Annotated in this window: 13 protein-coding genes; 8 read left to right on the top strand and 5 right to left on the bottom strand. The window is 53.8% G+C overall.

Annotated elements, in window-relative coordinates; all coding sequences use genetic code 11:
* Positions 1-6: 6 nt before the first annotated feature.
* The 3 genes from RO22_RS15135 to RO22_RS15125 are packed head-to-tail and all read right to left on the bottom strand — an operon-like array spanning position 7 to position 2654.
* Entirely contained in the window at positions 7-861 is an 855-nt protein-coding gene (locus RO22_RS15135) for a FadR/GntR family transcriptional regulator (protein ID WP_039857328.1), read from the bottom strand.
* 11 nt (positions 862-872) lie between these two features.
* Positions 873-2396 (bottom strand): sodium:solute symporter family protein, encoded by a 1524-nt coding sequence (locus tag RO22_RS15130; protein WP_041158700.1) that lies wholly within the window; start codon positions 2394-2396, stop codon positions 873-875.
* 15 nt (positions 2397-2411) lie between these two features.
* Positions 2412-2654 carry a hypothetical protein gene (locus RO22_RS15125; RefSeq protein ID WP_041158699.1) on the bottom strand — a complete coding sequence of 81 codons (243 nt, stop codon included), beginning with the start codon at positions 2652-2654 and terminating at the stop codon, positions 2412-2414.
* 325 nt (positions 2655-2979) lie between these two features.
* Between RO22_RS15125 and RO22_RS15120 the strand changes: the two genes are divergently transcribed.
* The 4 genes from RO22_RS15120 (at position 2980) to RO22_RS15105 (ending at position 7091) form a co-directional block, all read left to right on the top strand.
* The gene (locus tag RO22_RS15120) at positions 2980-4353 is read left to right on the top strand and encodes an aspartate aminotransferase family protein (RefSeq protein ID WP_041158698.1); all 1374 of its coding nucleotides are present in this window, start codon (positions 2980-2982) and stop codon (positions 4351-4353) included.
* 31 nt (positions 4354-4384) lie between these two features.
* Positions 4385-5881, top strand: coding sequence for a CoA-acylating methylmalonate-semialdehyde dehydrogenase (locus tag RO22_RS15115; RefSeq protein ID WP_041158697.1), 1497 nt, complete (start codon positions 4385-4387; stop codon positions 5879-5881).
* Between the two features lie 94 nt (positions 5882-5975).
* Positions 5976-6596 carry a TetR/AcrR family transcriptional regulator gene (locus tag RO22_RS15110; protein WP_041158696.1) on the top strand — a complete coding sequence of 207 codons (621 nt, stop codon included), beginning with the start codon at positions 5976-5978 and terminating at the stop codon, positions 6594-6596.
* A 39-nt stretch (positions 6597-6635) separates the two neighbouring features.
* On the top strand, positions 6636-7091 hold the full coding sequence (locus tag RO22_RS15105; protein WP_039857320.1) for a nucleotide triphosphate diphosphatase NUDT15: 456 nt from the start codon (positions 6636-6638) through the stop codon (positions 7089-7091).
* A 6-nt stretch (positions 7092-7097) separates the two neighbouring features.
* Here RO22_RS15105 and RO22_RS15100 read toward each other — a convergent pair whose 3' ends face one another.
* On the bottom strand, positions 7098-7568 hold the full coding sequence (locus RO22_RS15100) for an Lrp/AsnC family transcriptional regulator (protein WP_041158695.1): 471 nt from the start codon (positions 7566-7568) through the stop codon (positions 7098-7100).
* 125 nt (positions 7569-7693) lie between these two features.
* On the opposite strand from RO22_RS15100, the gene RO22_RS15095 reads away from it, so the two are divergent.
* Positions 7694-8656, top strand: coding sequence for a nucleoside recognition domain-containing protein (locus RO22_RS15095; protein ID WP_041158694.1), 963 nt, complete (start codon positions 7694-7696; stop codon positions 8654-8656).
* Here the strand turns inward: RO22_RS15095 and RO22_RS15090 are convergent.
* Positions 8639-9265, bottom strand: a complete 627-nt coding sequence (locus RO22_RS15090; RefSeq protein WP_027957055.1) for a LysE family translocator — start codon at positions 9263-9265, stop codon at positions 8639-8641. The two genes, RO22_RS15095 and RO22_RS15090, sit on opposite strands and share 18 nt — an antisense overlap.
* A 563-nt stretch (positions 9266-9828) precedes the next feature.
* Between RO22_RS15090 and RO22_RS15085 the strand changes: the two genes are divergently transcribed.
* The 3 genes from RO22_RS15085 to RO22_RS15075 all read left to right on the top strand — a co-directional run bounded on the left by RO22_RS15085 (position 9829) and on the right by RO22_RS15075 (position 17519).
* Entirely contained in the window at positions 9829-10461 is a 633-nt protein-coding gene (locus tag RO22_RS15085; RefSeq protein WP_041158693.1) for a hypothetical protein, read from the top strand.
* 23 nt (positions 10462-10484) lie between these two features.
* Positions 10485-12416, top strand: coding sequence for a hypothetical protein (locus tag RO22_RS15080; RefSeq protein WP_041158692.1), 1932 nt, complete (start codon positions 10485-10487; stop codon positions 12414-12416).
* Positions 12417-12581: 165 nt separating this feature from the next.
* Entirely contained in the window at positions 12582-17519 is a 4938-nt protein-coding gene (locus tag RO22_RS15075; protein ID WP_041158691.1) for a DNA repair ATPase, read from the top strand.
* Positions 17520-17876 lie beyond the last annotated feature (357 nt).

The raw sequence follows: 17876 nt of genomic DNA, 5'->3' as shown, positions 1-17876 counted from the left end.
GCAAGGTTAAACGGACAGGTTTTCCGTTGGTAAATCATGTAGCTTGGAGCGATGGTTCTGAATATTGGGAGAATCATTGCTGATCAGCATTTGCGCGGCCATTTCCGCTTCCAGCGCGCTCATATGGTGCTCGGCATCGGCCATATGTTCGGCCATTACCTGACGCACACGCTGGATATCTTCAGCGCGGTAGGCTTCCACCAACTGGCGGTGGTAGTCCTGATTGGCGTGATCGAACTGCTTGCGTTCGGGAACGTAGGCTTTTTTGATCACCACCAAGTCGCGCAGCATGTCGTTTAAAAACTGGCACATAAACGCGAGCAAAGGGTTGGGGCAGACGCGGGCCAGCAGTTGGTGAAATTCGAGCTCCAAAAAGCGCTGGTGTCGGTGATCCTCTGCATCGCTCGCGCAACAGGCACAGGCCGACATATTGGCTTCCAACTGCTGGAAGTCGTGCTCGGTGAGCTTTCCCACCACTGATGCCGCCAGCTCTACTTCCAACAGTTTGCGCAACTGGTAAACTTGCTTGCCATCCAGTTGCTGGAAATGCAGAAAGTTACGCAGCATACGGCTGGCGGGTTCCATGCCTGGCTGATTAATCACCGCGCCCCCTTTAGGCCCGGTTTTTAAGGTGATCAGCCCCTCAACCTCAAGGATCTTGAGCGCTTCGCGCACAGTGGCCTTGGCGCTACCGTAAAGCTCCATCAGCGCTTTTTCGTTCGGCAGCCGATCACCTTCCCCTAATGACTCGGCGGCAATCCAGCGCTTGATATCATCGCTAATCAGTTCTGCAAGCTTGGGCCGGCGCTTAGCGGCTGAACCAGTGGTTGAAACTGTCTTTGAAACAGGGGATTGAGTCATCAACCCACTCCTTATTTGTAGTTAGCGGCGCTGGTCGTTTCTTGGGTGTATGCAGGCAAGCGTTCGGGGTGGTACTCGGCATCATAGTCGTAGCGTGCCTGGGTAAAGCGTTCTACTACCGCCGTATCACGACGATGCAGCCCATGGCTTAGGCCCACAAACAGCACAGTGTTCAGCAACAGTCCCCAAATACCCGCGTGGTAACCAAAGGGGGCGCTTAGCGGGCCAAAGGTCATCAGTAGTACACAGGCAACACCGGCCCAAAGCCCAGCGAGAGCCGCAGTGGGGTGGGCTTTTTTCCAGGTGATAGCGCCAATGGTAGGAATAACCAGTTGTGCGGTACCTGCCAGCGCAGCAATGCCGATAGTCACCAACACACCGGGAACGGTTAGCGCCATGATATAAGCTGCCAGAGAGAAGCCTACTAACGATAAACGACCGATATAAACGATCCGTGCTTGGCTTGCTTCACGGTTCACATAGCGCTTATAGATATCCATCGTCACTACGGTGGAAACCGCATGAATCTGCGAATTCGCTGTAGACATGGCTGCAGACGCGCCCGCCGCCATAATCAGCGAGGCAAGCAGGTAAGGGGCATACTCCATCAGCATGATGGGCAGAATTTGATCGGGATTTTCTACATTGGGCTCAAGCAGCACGCCGGAGTAGCCAGAGAGTACCGAACCCACATAGGCAAAGGCGGCTAAGCCAAGTAAAAAGGGCATTAAGTTGAACAGCTTGCCATGTTTGACCGAGTACATGCGTAACCAGATTTGTGGGCCCATAAAAGCACCAATAGCCGTAATGGCGAACAGCGAGAACCACATGGGGTATCCCATGGTGCCGTTAGGCCCTGGCATGGTGAGGTGTTCAGGAGATGTTTGCTGAAGCTGGCTAAATAGCGCTGCTGAACCGCCTACTTGGGTGGAAATATAGTAGCCTGCGTACATCATGCCGAAGAACAGCAGAGCTCCATAAATTACGTCGGTCCAGGCGATAGCACGAATGCCGCCAATCCATACGTAGATAATAATAATGAAGTAGAACAGCAGCGCGGCGAGCCAGAAAGGAATCAGCCCACCCGAGGCGACTTCGATTAAGTAGGCACCGCCAGTTAGCTGTATTTGTAGATAGGGTACGGTAAAAATCAGTGTGATAACGGCAACGGTAATACGCAGCGCTTCGCTGTTATAAAAGTCACCTATTAAGTCTGAGGGCGTTAAATAGTTAAATCGTTTGCCTAAATACCAAACCCGTTTACCAATCCAGTAATACATAAAGCCAAATAGCAGGTTCCAGGCTAACGCGGTCAGAAATACCGGCCCATTGGTATAGAAGGTGGCATTAGAGCCGAGGAACGCAAACGCACTCCACCATGTCGCCGCCACGGTGAAAAATACCGCAATACTGCCCATGGCGCGACCTTGAACAAAAAAGTCTTCACTGGTTTCTTGCGATTGGCGTGCTGATAGAACCCCCACCATCAAGGGGATAATCATAAATGCCGCAATAATTAATAGACTGCCGGTCATGTTTAATCCCCCGTCTTAGTGTTGTTTAGTGGCGCTTTCCGGTGTCGATGTTGGGCTGCCCCAGTTGGTGAAATAGGCCACCAAAAAAAGCGCCGTTAGCACAAACCACCAAAACAAGTTCCACACCAACAGGAAAGGGATACCCATCAACAGGGGCTCTATCCGGTTAGCCAGCATAATGACGGGGCTTTCCAGCATAAAGAAACTGAAAAGCATGACGCTGTAAATCGACAGCTTGAGGGGAGTTAAATACTTCATAGCGAGTTTGCCCTATGTCCATAGTGAATTGTTTATATTGAGTTTGTGAGCGGTATTTTCAGTACTCAGCCACCAACAGCGAGCTTCTTGGAAGCAACGTTATCGGTGCCAAGTACTGGCTGGGCGTGCTCCATGGATTTGTTGTATTTATTCGTATAAATATAATGATTAGGTGCTTTTTTAACCGGCGTCAAGTTCAAGAAGCACGTCAAGATGCCTGGTTACGTATAGATTCTCTAACGTGAACAAAAGAAAAGCATAATTTTATAAACGTGTTTGCTGGCGCATGCTGAGACCAAGTCTTATAGCGATGGAGCTGGACAGCATGTTTGGAATAAAAAGCAAAACGAAGCCTGAAGCATCGAGCTCTTCTATGGAGGAGGTGTCTTCTAAAACGGCACTTAATCAGCACTACTGGATGCCGTTTAGCGCTAACCGTGATTTTCACGCTAACCCGCGCGTGATTGCCGGGGCGGAAGGGCGCTACTACATTGATGACCAGGGCCGTAAGCTGTTCGATTCGCTTTCAGGACTGTGGACATGCGGTGCGGGCCATAACCGCGAAGAGATTCAAAAAGCCGTGGCGGCACAGCTTGGCACCCTCGACTTTGCTCCCGGTTTTCAGCTTGCCCATCCGTTGGCGTTTAAGCTGGCGGAAAAGGTTGCCAGCCTGACGCCCGCCGGCTTGGATCATGTGTTCTTTACCAACTCGGGCTCAGAAGCGGCGGATACCTCGGTCAAAATGGCCAAGGCTTACTGGCGGCTAAAAGGTAAACCTGAGAAGACCCGCATGATCGGCCGCGCCAAGGGCTATCATGGGGTGAATATTGGCGGTACCAGCCTGGGTGGTATCGGTGGTAATCGTAAACACTACGGCCAGTTGATGGACGTAACACATCTGCCGCATACCCTTCAGGCGGGTCACGCCTACACTCGTGGTCAAGCGGAAACCGGTGCCGAGCTTGCCGATGCATTGCTCGATCAAATCGCCCTACACGATGCCTCCACCATTGCCGCAGTGATTGTCGAGCCGATGTCCGGTTCGGCGGGGGTGATCGTGCCGCCAAAAGGCTATCTGGATCGGCTGCGCGAGATCTGTACTGCCCACGATATTCTGCTGATCTTTGACGAAGTGATTACAGCCTTTGGGCGCAGCGGCGCGACTACCGGCGCTGAAGCCTTTGGCGTAACGCCGGATATCATGAACGTAGCGAAGCAGATCACTAACGGTGCCATCCCCATGGGTGCTGTGATCGCTTCCAGCGAGATTTTCGACACCTTTATGCATGCAGGCGGCCCCCAGCACGCCGTTGAATTTCCCCATGGCTACACCTACAGCGCCCACCCGGTGGCCTGCGCTGCGGGATTGGCCGCTCTAGAAATGATGGAGCATGAGAACTTCCCCGCCCAGGTTAGCGCTATCGCGCCTACCTTTGAGCAGAAGCTGCACGCTCTGAAAGGTCGCAATCATGTCGTCGATATTCGTAACTACGGCTTGGCCGGGGCGATTCAGCTAACGCCCCGCGATGGCGACCCAACGATTCGCCCCCGCGATGCGCATATGGCGCTCTGGGAAGCGGGCTTTTATGTGCGCTACGGCGGCGACACCCTACAGTTTGGCCCGCCCTTTGGCACCACCGAGGCCGAGCTAGAGCGGCTGTTCGACGCGGTGGCGACCACCTTGGATTCGTTGGCATAAGTGACTGATCTAAACTTCAGAGAGTTTAAATATGAGTAATGTTTCCCACCTGATTAACGGTGAATTAGTTCAAAGCCAGCGCACGCTGGATGTCACCAACCCCTCAACGGGCAAGGTGATTCGCCAAGTGGCTGACGCTGATGCCGCTGACGTAGAGCGTGCAATTGCCGCTGCCCAGGCGGCATTTCCCGCTTGGCGCGATACCCCGCCCGCCAAGCGCGCCCAGGTGATGTACCGCTTTAAGCAGTTGCTCGAAGATAATGCTAACCGCTTGGTGCAACTGGTTAGCGAAGAGCATGGCAAAACTCCAGAAGACGCCATGGGTGAACTCAAGCGTGGCATTGAGAACGTCGAGTATGCCTGCGGCGTACCGGAACTGCTCAAAGGCGAGTACTCACACAACGTAGGTCCAGGTATTGATGCTTGGTCTAACTTTCAGCCGTTAGGCGTAGTGGCGGGCATTACCCCGTTTAACTTCCCCGCTATGGTGCCGCTGTGGATGTACCCCATGGCAATTGCCTGCGGTAATACTTTTATATTGAAGCCTTCGGAGAAAGACCCTTCGGCGGCCATGGCAGTAGCCGAATTGCTTCAAGAAGCGGGGCTACCCAAAGGTGTAATGAATGTAATCCACGGCGGTCGCGAAGCGGTGGAAACGCTGCTGGATGCCAAGGCTGTTAAAGCCATTTCCTTTGTCGGCTCAACGCCAGTGGCTGAGGCGATCTACTCTCGTGGTTCCGCCGCGGGTAAGCGCGTTCAGGCGTTGGGTGGGGCGAAGAACCACGCCGTGGTGCTGCCGGATGCCGACCTGGAAAACGCTGCCAACACGCTGATGGGAGCGGCCTATGGTAGCTGCGGGGAGCGCTGCATGGCGATCTCGGTAGCGGTATGCGTGGGCGACGAGACCGCAGACCGTTTGGTTGAAACCCTACTTCCTAAAATCGCTCAACTAAAAGTTGGCCCTGGCACCAAGCGGGATCTGGATATGGGGCCGCTGGTGACCGCTGAGCACCGGGATAAAGTCCTCGGCTACATCGAAGATGGCGTAAAGGCTGGCGCGACACTGGTTGCCGATGGTCGCGACCTTCAAGTCTCAGGCTATGAAGAGGGCTATTTCGTGGGCGGCTGCTTGTTCGATAACGTCACCGCCGAAATGCGCATCTACCAGGAAGAGATCTTTGGGCCGGTGCTTTGCGTGGTGCGCGTGGGTAGCCTGGATGACGCCATGCACCTGATCAACGACCACGAGTATGGCAACGGCACCTGCCTGTTCACCCGCGATGGCGAAGCCGCCCGCCGCTTTACCGATGGTATCGAGGTTGGCATGGTGGGCGTGAATGTGCCGCTCCCGGTGCCCGTGGCGTACCACAGCTTTGGTGGTTGGAAGCGCTCGCTGTTTGGGGATCTTCACGCCTACGGGCCGGACTCGGTGCGCTTCTATACTCGCCGCAAGGCGGTCTCCCAGCGCTGGCCGTCGGTGAGCGAGGCCACCCGGGCCGAGTTCTCGTTCCCCAACAATCAAAGTTGACGTCTTAGAGTAACTAGGACATCTTCTCAGCACCGTCGCTCTGCGATGGTGCTTTTTTTGGTGCGTACTTCAGACGTATAGGGACGAGAACAGCGTGGCGAGAACCCAGGACGAAATTCGGCAAACCAACGTAAAAAAGATTCTCCAGGCGGCAGAGCAGTTGTTTGCCGAAAAGGGCTATGCAGGTGCTTCCATGGGCGAAATCGCACAACTGGCAGAGATCCCCAAGTCCAATGTGCACTACTACTTCTCGACCAAAAAAGCGCTGTATCAAGATGTTCTGTTAGAGCTTCTCGAGGTGTGGAAACAGGACGCGCTCTGCTTCGAGCTCTACGATGATCCTCGTGTCGTGCTTTCCACCTATATTCGCGCCAAGATGAACCACTCCCGCAACCGCGCCCACGGCTCGAAAGTTTGGGCGGCCGAAGTCATGCAGGGCGCGCCGATTCTTAAGGAGCGCCTGCGCGACAACCTTTACGAATGGGCCAAGCTTAAGGAGTCGAAAATTCGCGAGTGGGTCGAGTCAGGTCAAATCAACCCCGTCGAGCCTTCCTACCTTCTTTATATGATTTGGGCCTCCACCCAGCACTACGCGGATTTCGACTACCAAATCTACCTGCTCAACGACGACCAACCACTGGACGACTTGCAGTTCGAAAAGGCCGTGCAGTCGGTGACCTCGGTGATTTTAAGAGGGATTGGGCTGACGGCTTAAGGGCGCCTGCACACTAGCTGAACCAGGAAGGAGTTACTGATGGGCAATAACGGACAGCCTGTTATCGGGGTGGGCGCTATTGTGCTTCGCCCGGACGGAGCCGTGCTGCTTGGATACCGCGATAAACATGGAGAGTCGCCGTGCTGGTGCTTACCCGGCGGTCATGTTGATGCGGGGGAGTCATTTGAGACGGCAGCTCTCCGTGAAATGGCAGAAGAAACAGGCATTACCGAGTGGCAACGTGTGAAGATCCTGGTGATAACCCAACACCTGAGTAGCTCAGTCTCTACAGTTACCGGTGCAGTGTTAGTTACGGTGAAGCAGGATGCCGAAGCAGCATTGCTTGAGCCAGAGGTGTTTACTCAATGGCGTTGGTTTAGCCCCGGCGCTCTTCCCTCGCCGTTATTTGCGGCAAGTCAGGCGGTATTGTCATATTGGCTTGGCGATGAGTCGCCAAGCGGCTGGGAGACATATCCTATCGCTCAAGCAGAGTGAATTTTGCTATGTAGAGCGCAAGCTTTCCATCGGTACAGACGTATCAAACTTATGCCGCTTACGTGACAATAGCGTGCGGAACTTGCGCAGGTTGTCGTCGCCATAGAGCACACGATCACAGAAGTGGTCGTACTCATCTAAATCAGCGACTGTCACGATCAATACAAAATCACACTCTCCGGTTACCTGATAGCACTGCTTCACTTCAGGGGCGCTCAGCGCTGTTGTTAAAAAACGCTGGTAGAGTGATTTGTTATCCCTCTCCATGGTGACTTCTACCACCATGTGCAAGCACTGCCCCAAGGCGTCAGGATTGAGTAGTGCTACCTCCTGCTCAATGATTCCAGCGTCGCGTAATCGATTAACGCGCTTTAAACAGGCAGAGGGTGAAAGCCCTATCGCATCCGCTAATGCTTGGTTGGTTAGGCTGGAGTTACGCTGAAGCTGGTCAAGGATTCGTCGATCAATGGCGTCCATGAAATAAAATGTCCTTTCTGAGCTCATAAAGAACGAATAGTGATTGTTAGTGCGGAATTGAAAAGAATATTCTGCGCCAGCCCCATTATCATAACCGTTGTTCAAATGATGGCAACGGGGGCTTGATGCAGATAAAAATTCATCATCTATTGGCTTGGGTAACTCACCTATTACAAGACGCGCTGCGCGTGTACCTGACGCTGCTCAAAATCCTGATTCCAGCGTTGCTTATCGTCAAAGGATTAGAGCTCTTGGGGGTTATCGGCTGGCTGGGAACGGTATTAGCTCCCTTAATGAGCATACTCGGTTTGCCCGAGCAGTTGGGCGTTGTGTGGGCGGCGGCGCTCTTTACCAACTTGTACACCGCCATTGCGGTATTTCTCCAAGTAGCTGGTGATATGCACTTGAGTGTCGAGCAAGTGACAGTGCTGGGTGCATTAATGCTGGTAGGGCACTCAATTCCTGTTGAGGGGGCCGTTGCCAAGCGCGCTGGCGTACCTTGGTGGGCTACGTTAGTCCTGCGCGTAGGTGGGGCTTTGCTGCTTGCTTGGCTCTTGCACTGCTTCTATTCGTATTTTGGTTTGTTGCAAGCGCCAGTAGCATTGGTATGGCAACCAAGCTTGTCGACAGCGCCAACGCTAAGCAGTTGGGCTATTGCACAGCTTGAAACGCTAGCGCTTATCTTTGTGATTATTTTAGCGCTGATTGTGCTCCTAAAACTTCTGAAAAAGCTCGGCCTGGAGCGCTGGATTCATCTTGGTTTGCTACCGCTACTCAAGCTATTAGGCATTGGCCGTTCGGCAGCTAATGTAACGGTGATTGGTTTTACGTTGGGATTAAGCTATGGCGCAGGGCTGCTGATTCGGGATCTGCAGAACGGGGTGCTTAGCAAGCGTGATAGCACGCTTGCACTGTGCTTTCTCGGCCTCTGCCATAGCGTTATAGAAGACACGCTGCTGATCTTGATGCTCGGGGCCGATATAGCGGGCATCTTGTGGGCAAGGCTACTCTTTGCCGTTATTGTCACCGCGATGATTGCCCGTTGGCCCGCAGCCACAATCAATAGGGCGCTACACCGGCTGCCGTAAGCGTAAAATGGATAGGCCCAATCCGATAAAAGCACTGCCCATCAGGCGATTGACCCATGTCACCCGCGAGCGACTGCTCAGCCAGCGGGCGAGATGCTTGGCAAGGGTGCCGTAGGTCATCAAGGTGACAAAGGAGAGTGCCATGAAGGTGCTTACCATGATGGAGAACTGAGGAAGCAAAGCGCGCTGCGTATCCAGAAACTGTGGAAACAGGGCAGTGAAGAACAGGATCGCCTTAGGGTTGCTCATGGCGACCAGTATGCCTTCACTGACAGTGCGCCATCTGGGAGTGGGTTTTGCCGGGCTGGTTGAGACCGCAAGGGAGGTGTTGCTGCGCCACTGACGAATGCCCAGGTAGATCAAGTAGGCTGCGCCGCCCAGTTTAAGCAGGTTGAACAGCACTTCCGAGGCGTTCAACACCACCCCCAGCCCCAAGACTGCTGCACTGGCCAGTATGAGTAGGCCAGTGATATTGCCCAGCGACGAAAGCGCCACGCGTTTGGCTCCTCCTGCCATGCCATTGCGCACCGCGACTAGAAAAGCGGGCCCGGGGCTGGCAATGCTGACCAGTGCCACGGCAACAAAAAGCAACCAAGTGGAAAGCAGCATGGGCGCATCTCCTGACGGGGTTGAAGTGACTCATCGCATTAATCCTAATGGATAACACACGTGTAGACGACTAAAAAGCGTATTTAAGGCGTGGCGGATAAAATGAATGCGTTTCGCGCACAGATAGGATTTGTCCTTTCGGTTTCCGGGTCAGGAAGTGGTCGGGGCGGCGACTCAAACTCTCAGCAGGCCTCTAATATCTCTTTTGACAGAGACTCCCCGTTCAATGTGCGTGCGTACTGTGACAGCTAAACTTCGCTGGCGACCAAAAGGGCGGTCAGCGATCTTACAATTCTGTCCAAAATGCCGGATTTTGTAAGACATTCGCTATTGGGTTTGTAAGATATCTCTTAAAAATCGATGACTGAATTGATTTCGCTAGGAGATGCTGTAGTTTTTCCGGGCATTGCTAGCAGAGCTAAAGTCCCGAGCAATAAATGGCATCGACTTAATACGACTTTTTATAGAAGAGCCCTTTCTCAACAAGATGAAAAGGGGCGATCCCTCATGGCGGCATTCACTATTGATGGCGCTTGTGTTTAGCCTTACTGGGTTTCAGGCACATGCCTCTATTTATTTCGATTATTACCAGCTTTCCCACCGTCATCTTTACGGTGCTACTAAGTGTTGCCGTTCTTTACTGGTTAATTTCGCTATCGGGATTGGTCGATAGCGACGTAGTCGAGGGTGATGTTGGCGAAGGCGGTTCGCTGGCATTGGGCGGTTTACTGGCAACGCTGGGCTTACACGGCGTTCCCCTGCCACTAGTGATTACGCTGCTAGCATTAACCGGCTGGCTGTTTAGCTATTTCGCAATGCTGTTGTTAGGAACCCACCTAAACCCAGGCCTGTTGCTGTGGGTGTTTAATGCCGTCGTGCTGATATTAGGGCTTGTTGTCGCCACTATCGTCACGTCCTTGCTGATTCGCCCTTTGCGGCCCCTTTTTCGCCCCGCTCAGCACCTGCCTATTGAGCAACGTCTGACAGGTAAGCAATGCACTGTTCGCTCGGCAGAGGTGACAAAAGAGAAAGGCCGCGCCGATGCGCATATCGATGGTGACCATCTTATTTTGCAAGTGCGAAGCGACTCAGCGCTGGTGCGCGGTGAGCGCGCCATCATTATTCAGTACCTGTTTACTGAAGATGCGTACTGGGTGATATCTGAAAAAGATTTTGAAGCCGGCTTAGCCGATTAATTGCCTTGGTGCAGGAGATGAAGATGGATTTGTCGTGGATCATGCCACTACTGGTTAGTGTCAGTGTGATTGTTATTGCACTGCTTGCAATACTGGCACTGTTTAAAGCCTTTTATCGAAAAATAGATCAAGGCCAGGCATTAATCGTCAATGACCTTTCCGCAACGCCCAAGGTTTACTTTACCGGGGCTATGGTGCTGCCCGTTGTTCACCGTTCCGAAACCATGAAGGTATCGGTGATCACCCTGGAGCTCAATCGTACCGGGAAAGAGGGGCTGATTTGCCGCGATAATTTGCGTGCCGACATTAGCGTAGCATTTTACTTACGCGTCAATGCCACTGCCGAAGACGTCTTGCGCGTTGCTAAATCCGTTGGCGTAGGCCGCGCCTCAGACCGTGATGCCGTTAATGAGTTATTTAACGCCAAGTTCAGCGAAGCATTGAAGACCGTCGGTAAAAAGATGGACTTCATGCAGCTCTTCGAAGAGCGCCAGCAGTTCCGCGACGCCATTGTTGAGACCATTGGTCAGGATCTTAATGGCTATATTCTCGAAGACGTTGCCATTGATTATTTAGAGCAGACGCCGAAAAGCTCTTTGGATCCGAACAACATCCTGGATTCAGAAGGTATCAAATGCATCACCGAGATTACCGCCCGGCACAATGTTGAGACCAACCGTCTGGAGCGCGACCAAGAGCTGGAAATTCAGCGCAAGAATGTATCGGCTCGCGAGGCTGCATTAGAGCTTGAGCGAACTCAGGCCGATGCTGAAGCCCGCCAACGTCGTGAAATCGAAAGCTTGCAGTCTCGTGAGCAGTCCGAAGCCGAGCAGGTGCTTCAGCAAGAGCGTGCGAAAAGCGAAGCCGCGCGGATTAAAACCGACGAAGAGCTAGCGATTGCCGAAGAGAACAAGCAGCGCCAGATCGAAATGGCCACCAAGGCCCGCGAACGTGCGGTACAGATCGAAGAGGTGCGCATTCGTCAGGCGAAAGAGCTTGAGGATGTGACCCGTGAACGTGCGGTAGAAATTGAACGAATCGGTATGGAAAAAGCGCTGGAAGAAGAGCGCAAAGAGATTGCCGACATTACCAGCCAGCGTATTGCGGTTGAACGCAGCGTGGCGGAAGAAGAAGAGAATATTAACGATGTGCGCAACCGCGCCGAGGCGGAGCGCCAGAAGGTCACTCGCTTGACCGCTGCTCAAGCCGAAGCGGAAGAGCGCAAGCTCAAAGAGGTGCGCGCCGCGGAAGCAGTCTTCGAGCGCTCCAAGCTGGAAGCGGAGGAAGCCGTTATTCGCGCCCAAGCCGATCTGGATGCGGCAGAAAAGAAATCCGCCGCAGAAGAGAAGCAGGCACGCGGTCACCAAGCGCTTGCCGCCGCAGACGGGCTGGCCGAAGCGCAAGTGCTGGAAGCGCGTGCTCACGCCCAGCGCAGTGAAGGCTTTGCCCTTGCCGAGGTTAAAACGGCCAATGCGAAAGCTGACGAAGATGCCGGGCTGGCGGAAGTGCGTATTCTTGAACAGCGCCTTGAAGCCGAGGCCATGGGCGAGGAAAAACTGGGCACTGCGAAAGCGCAGTCCAGAGAAGCAATGGCCAAAGCTGAAGCGAATGGCTTGGTCGAGAAGCTGCGCGCTTACGACAATATGTCCGAAGAGGCTCGCCACTTCGAAGAGTTCCGTATGAACCTGGAGGTTCACGAAAAAGAAGTCATGGCGCAAATCGAAGCTCAGCGCATCGGTATGCTCGAAAATGGCAAGGTAATGGCTGCCGCGATGCACAATGCCAAGTTTGAACTGATTGGTGGCGACAGCGATGTGTTTGAAAAACTCACCGCTGGCCTAGGCTACGGTAAAGCGGTTCAAGGCGTGCTTGATAAATCACCAGCACTGCAAGCTACCCTGGCGGGCTTGGCAAATCGTGCCATGAGTTCTGGCAAATCTTCCGAAACTGCCTAAAGACAGGGCGGCTCACTTTGGGGAGAGCCGCCTTACTTTTGCCGATAGTGTCGCGCCAAGCGGTCGGTGAACTATCCAGGCAGTTTTCGTGAAAGCCTAAGACCGCAACTGTCAGCCAATTGCGGTCTTTGCTATTTCTAGTGAGCACTTTTCAGGATGAATACTATGTCGAAGGAGCACTCTTCGGTTGAAAATATCGTCAGAGAAAGCACCGCATTTGAGACGATACAGCGGCGGTTAAGAACCCAGGGCGGCGAACTGGACGCGTCGATCGGTAAACTGAATGACGCCCGCGCTGACGTTTTCGGTAGCAGTAGCATGGCGCTTTTGGGTAGGGCCCGTGTTCGAACCGAAAATAACGCCATTGCTCGCGATATGGTACGCATTGGCGAGCAAATTCTGTTTGGCTTTAATGTTCAATTAGGGTTACGCAAAGAACTGGAAGCGAGTGATATTTTTGCGCTCTACCACCTCAAAGATGATGAGGAGGGGCTTGAGTTAAGTGAAGCGCCAATGGCGAATAGCTTCCTCACCGAGAGCCGCTTTGTTCAGGATTTCAAAGAACTCCAGAAATACTACAGCCATGCCACGCTGGTTCAACTGGTCACCCTTAACAATAAGCTGCTAATTGCTTTTCAAATCGGTGAAAAACTAAGCGACCTGCGCGTCTTCCGTTGGGAGTTAGCCGCCAGCGGTGAGGTGAGCCGCTATATCGATAATCGCGGCGAGCGCGACCTGATCTTTCCTGACCGCTTTGCTTTCTCCTGGCAAACCGCAGGCCGGGATATGCAGGAGCAGGGGCGCGCACCCCATCTGAATATCCTTGATACCGTCTTCGTGGACAACCTGCGCGGACACATTACCTTCAAGATTGAGAACAACACCAGCAGCGGCGAAGGTGTCTTTAGCGACCCAGTGGAGTCAGACTCCCAGTCGCTGGACGATGCCAGCTTTGAATATGCTGATCTTGGTGCGGTGGTGCTGATTCGTATTTTGCCCTTCAATGAGCAACAGTGGCGCTACTACCTTTTCAACCGTGCTGAGCAGCACGTTAAACGTGTTGATGCCATGGCGGGCTCCGTCGTTGAGCTGCCGGAAAACCACGGCCTGATTTTTCCCTCAGGCTACTACTTAAATACGGGTGAGTTGACCACCTACGAAGTACCCGAGGAAGACCTGCGCTTCAAGCGCATGGTGCGCTCGCCAAACGGCGAAGATGTTCTCTACACTTTCTACGCGCCGCAAACCGGACAGGTGGTGCTTTATCGCTACAACTTGATCCGCAAGCAGGTCGATACCCCCATGGTGGGGCACGGGGCGGCGATACTTGAAAACGGTCACCTAGCGATTTTTTACGCTGAAGACGAGCCTACGCTGGTTCATCCTATCCAGGTATGGGCGACGCCCTTTATGTCGGAGCGCTTCCATGCCCAGGATGCGGTACGTAACGACACGCCACTAGGCCGAATCGGTAACTCTGATCTGGTACGCGGTATTGCCGAGCTCAATAGCATCGTGCAGCTCGCTAACGAGCAGCAGGCGTCAGAGCGGCACTTTAATGCCATCATCCGGCGGGTTGACCGCACGCTGAACCAGTTCCACTGGATTGGCGAGGCTGATTTTCAAACGATTCAGGCCGCGCTTGAACAGCTAAAGCACACCGCTGAACTGATGCTCGATGAGTATGAGAAAGTCCAGGCGATTCGTGCCCAGACAGCCCAAGCGCTCGATGAGGTTGAAAAACAGCAGGCAACGCTGCTTAGGGAGTTAAAGCCCAGCAGTTGGAAAACCCCCGATCTATTTGTTACCTACCTGAAGCACTTACGCGACCATCGTGGCCGACTGATGGCGTTGCGTGAGCGCCGCTACCTGGATGAAGAGCGCCTGCAAACGTTAGAGCAAGCGCTGGATAAAGCGGAACAGGCGCTGACCCAGCAGACCTTCAGCTTTCTTGCTCAACCAGAAGCGCTGGACGGCTACCGGGAAACCCTGGCGACGTTGAAAGAGCAGGTGGGTGAGGCAGAGAATCGCCAGCAACTGGCGGAGTGCGTGGAGCGTTATCGCGAATTAACCGCGGGCCTGGATATGATTCAAGGGCTGCTGTCGTCGATGTCTGGCGGCGATGCTATTGAGCAGACGCGGATTACCGAGAACATCTCCAGCATCTACGCCTCGATTAATCAGCAGCGCTCCGAAGCGGAGATCCGTTTAAGAGAGCAGGGGAGCGCAGAGGCTCAGGCACAGTTTGCAGCCCAGATTCGCCTGTTTGAGCAGAGCCTGGCTAATGGTGTTGGTGCACTGTGGGAACCCGATGACTGCGACCAGTTGATGACGCGAATCCTTGACCAACTCCAGGAGTTGGAGAGTCAGTTCGGCGAATTTGATGAATTTTTAACCACCATTCTTGAGCAGCGTGAAAGTGCCCACGAGAGCATCGAAGCACGCCGCCAGCAGCTGCAGGATGAGCGTCAACGTCGCGTCTCTACTCTAACGGACGCCAGTCAGCGGATTTTGGCCAACGTGGAGCGCCGTACGGAACGCTTTGAAACCCTCGAAGAGCTGCATAGCTTCTTCGCGGCGGATGCCATGGTCGGCAAAGTGCGCAGCATGATCGATGAGCTGCGCAATATGGGCGGCAATCTTGAGGCGGACGATATCGCCGGACGCCTGCGCTCCTCCCAAGACGCCGCCATGCGTAGCGTGCGCGACCGTTCCGATATTTATGAATCCGGTGGTGATGTTATTCGCCTGGGGCCACGCCACCGCTTCAGCGTCAACCAGCAGCATCTCGACTTAACCCTGGTGCCTCGCCAAGAGCGCATCATGCTGCATCTGACGGGCACCCAGTATTACGAGCCGCTTGAGGATGAGCGGCTGACCGAGCTGCAAGACTACTGGAGTATGCTGCTGCCTTCGGAAAGCCCTGCGGTCTATCGCGCCGAGTATCTTGCTTATCGCTTTATGGACGAGTTGGCGAAACCTGGTGCTAAGCCGATTAATGTGGAAGATTTCAGCGGGCTTCAGCGTCAGATTGCCAATTTTGCCTCGCCGCGCTACCGCGAAAGCTACGAAAAAGGCATTCACGACCACGACGCTGCGCTGATCGTACGCACCTTGTGGCCAGCCCGCCAAAGTGCTGGTTTGCTTGGGTTTGGACCTCTGCCGCGGGCATTGGCAATGCTCTTCTGGGCCGACCGTATTCATGATGAAGAGGCGACCCGTAACCTTCGCGCTCGCTGTCTTTCGGCAGGCATTCTGTGCCGCATTATGAATAACGAGGATCTGCTACGGGCTTTGATTCAAGAAGTGCAGCCGCAGCTTGATGCCTTTGTCACGACCCAGCAGTTGGCTAGCGTGTCAGGTCAGGCTGATTCGTCTAGCTTGATAAGCAGCGCCGCTGATTTCCTGGTACGTCAGTTAGCTGAAGAAGGCGAACGTTTTCCGGTCACTCAGTACGCCGCCAGCCTGGTAGAGAGCTTTACCACCTCCATGCAGCAGCAGGGGCACTACGCACATTTCCAAGAGGCCCTGGCCGTGGTGGCGGGTAACCCCGGCGCCCGCTGGGTGATCACTTCCCACTGGCTGCAGGCCCACGCTGGGCAAGCCAAGCAAGAGGCATTGCTGCACTACCTTCCCGAAGCGATCGCCATGCTCAACACGGCTGACCGGCTAAGCACCGCCACCCATAATGTCGAGCTAGCCTTCACGGTTACCGGCTTGCTGGGCCAGCACGGGCGCCTGGAACAGCAGCAGCTAACCCTACAGCTAGACGACTTTCAGGAGCGGCTGCGCCACCACGAGCAGGTTGTTATAAGCAACTGGACGGCGTTACAAGAGCGTCGCCAGCTGATTATACGCGAGCAGCGGGAGCGGTTGCGGCTCGAAGAGTACCTGCCGAAGCCACTCAACTCCTTTGTACGCAATAAGCTGATTACCGAAAGCTACCTGCCCATTATTGGCGATAACCTGGCTAAACAGATGGGCACGGTAGGCGATACGCGGCGAACGGATAATAGCGGTTTGCTGATGATGATCTCCCCGCCCGGCTACGGTAAAACCACGCTTATGGAGTATGTGGCGAACCGCTTGGGGCTGATCTTTATGAAGATTAACTGCCCCAGCCTTGGCCATGATGTGACCTCGCTGGATCCTGACGCGGCTACCCACTCTACCGCCCGGGCTGAGCTGATGAAGCTCAACCTCGCCTTTGAGATGGGAAACAACGTGATGCTCTACCTGGATGATATTCAGCATACTCACCCGGAGTTTTTGCAGAAGTTTATCTCGCTATGTGACGGCAGCCGTCGGGTTGACGGCATCTGGAACGGGCGTACCAAGACCTACGATATGCGCGGTAAGCGCTTCTGTATCGCCATGGCGGGTAACCCCTACACCGAAAGCGGCGACGTGTTCAAAGTGCCCGACATGCTGGCCAACCGCGCTGACGTTTATAACCTGGGCGATGTATTAAGCGGTATGGAGGAGGTGTTTGCGCTCTCCTACATTGAGAACGCCATGAGTGCCAATACGGTGCTCGCCTCTTTGGCCACACGCGGCATGGACGATTTCTACCGCTTTGTGGATATCGCCATGGGCCGGGAGGTGCCGAGCACCGACTTTGAACACGACTATAGCGCCGCAGAGCGCGAAGAGATCGTGTCGGTGCTGAAGAATATGTTTAAAGCACGTGAAGTGGTGCTGAGTGTTAATCAGCAGTATATCGCCTCCAGCGCCCAGGCTGACGAGTACCGCACCGAGCCGCCGTTCCGCCTACAGGGCAGCTACCGCAATATGAATCGGTTGTCGGAGAAGATGTCGCCGATACTTAGCGACGACGAGCTTGAAGCCATTATTAATGATCACTATGTCGGCGAAGCGCAACTACTCACCCAGGGTGCCGAAGAGAATCTACTCAAGCTGAAAGAGCTTAGAGGCACCTTGAGCGAGGAAGAAAAACAGCGCTGGGCAGATATCAAGCGTGAGTTCCAACGTCGGCAACTAACTGGGGGTAATGAAGAGACCGGTGCCCTAGTGGTGCGTCAATTAAGCTTAATTGCGGAGGGGGTTGGTCAATGGGGGAAGGTAAGAACGGAGGATAGTTAATGTTGCCTGACGAATCGCTTCCACGTTTATCTATCAATATATGGGAAGGTGGAGGTGAATAAAAAACGGATCAAAGCGATATACCTACTGATTTCGATTGCTCTTGCCTTGATCATTGCATCACTGATGGTTTACGTAGCACTTGATCATAATACTCAAGGAGAGTTCTGCGCGTACACAACCGACATGTCTTCCTGCGATTACCAGCACGAGGCCATCGCTTCTGTATTTCTAGGATGGCTGTTTGCATCTTTGTTTGTCTTCGGAGTTCCGGCGGTTCTGGTGTGTATCATCAGTCGATGCATTGGCTTTTTCAGGCTATTGATAAAGCGATAGGCTGGGGACGATAACCATTTG

This window comes from Halomonas sp. KHS3, assembly GCF_000830495.1.
GTDB classification, from domain to species: Bacteria; Pseudomonadota; Gammaproteobacteria; order Pseudomonadales; family Halomonadaceae; genus Vreelandella; species Vreelandella titanicae.
This window is presented reverse-complemented; position numbering and strand designations above follow the sequence as displayed.

What these genes read in the sequence shown, in the direction of transcription:
- RO22_RS15135 (WP_039857328.1), bottom strand. Translation starts at nt 861, where the DNA reads ATGACTCAATCCCCTGTTTCAAAGACAGTTTCAACCACTGGTTCAGCC.
- RO22_RS15130 (WP_041158700.1), bottom strand. Translation starts at nt 2,396, where the DNA reads ATGACCGGCAGTCTATTAATTATTGCGGCATTTATGATTATCCCCTTG.
- RO22_RS15125 (WP_041158699.1), bottom strand. Translation starts at nt 2,654, where the DNA reads ATGAAGTATTTAACTCCCCTCAAGCTGTCGATTTACAGCGTCATGCTT.
- RO22_RS15120 (WP_041158698.1), top strand. Translation starts at nt 2,980, where the DNA reads ATGTTTGGAATAAAAAGCAAAACGAAGCCTGAAGCATCGAGCTCTTCT.
- RO22_RS15115 (WP_041158697.1), top strand. Translation starts at nt 4,385, where the DNA reads ATGAGTAATGTTTCCCACCTGATTAACGGTGAATTAGTTCAAAGCCAG.
- RO22_RS15105 (WP_039857320.1), top strand. Translation starts at nt 6,636, where the DNA reads ATGGGCAATAACGGACAGCCTGTTATCGGGGTGGGCGCTATTGTGCTT.
- RO22_RS15100 (WP_041158695.1), bottom strand. Translation starts at nt 7,568, where the DNA reads ATGGACGCCATTGATCGACGAATCCTTGACCAGCTTCAGCGTAACTCC.
- RO22_RS15095 (WP_041158694.1), top strand. Translation starts at nt 7,694, where the DNA reads ATGCAGATAAAAATTCATCATCTATTGGCTTGGGTAACTCACCTATTA.
- RO22_RS15090 (WP_027957055.1), bottom strand. Translation starts at nt 9,265, where the DNA reads ATGCTGCTTTCCACTTGGTTGCTTTTTGTTGCCGTGGCACTGGTCAGC.
- RO22_RS15085 (WP_041158693.1), top strand. Translation starts at nt 9,829, where the DNA reads ATGCCTCTATTTATTTCGATTATTACCAGCTTTCCCACCGTCATCTTT.
- RO22_RS15080 (WP_041158692.1), top strand. Translation starts at nt 10,485, where the DNA reads ATGGATTTGTCGTGGATCATGCCACTACTGGTTAGTGTCAGTGTGATT.
- RO22_RS15075 (WP_041158691.1), top strand. Translation starts at nt 12,582, where the DNA reads ATGTCGAAGGAGCACTCTTCGGTTGAAAATATCGTCAGAGAAAGCACC.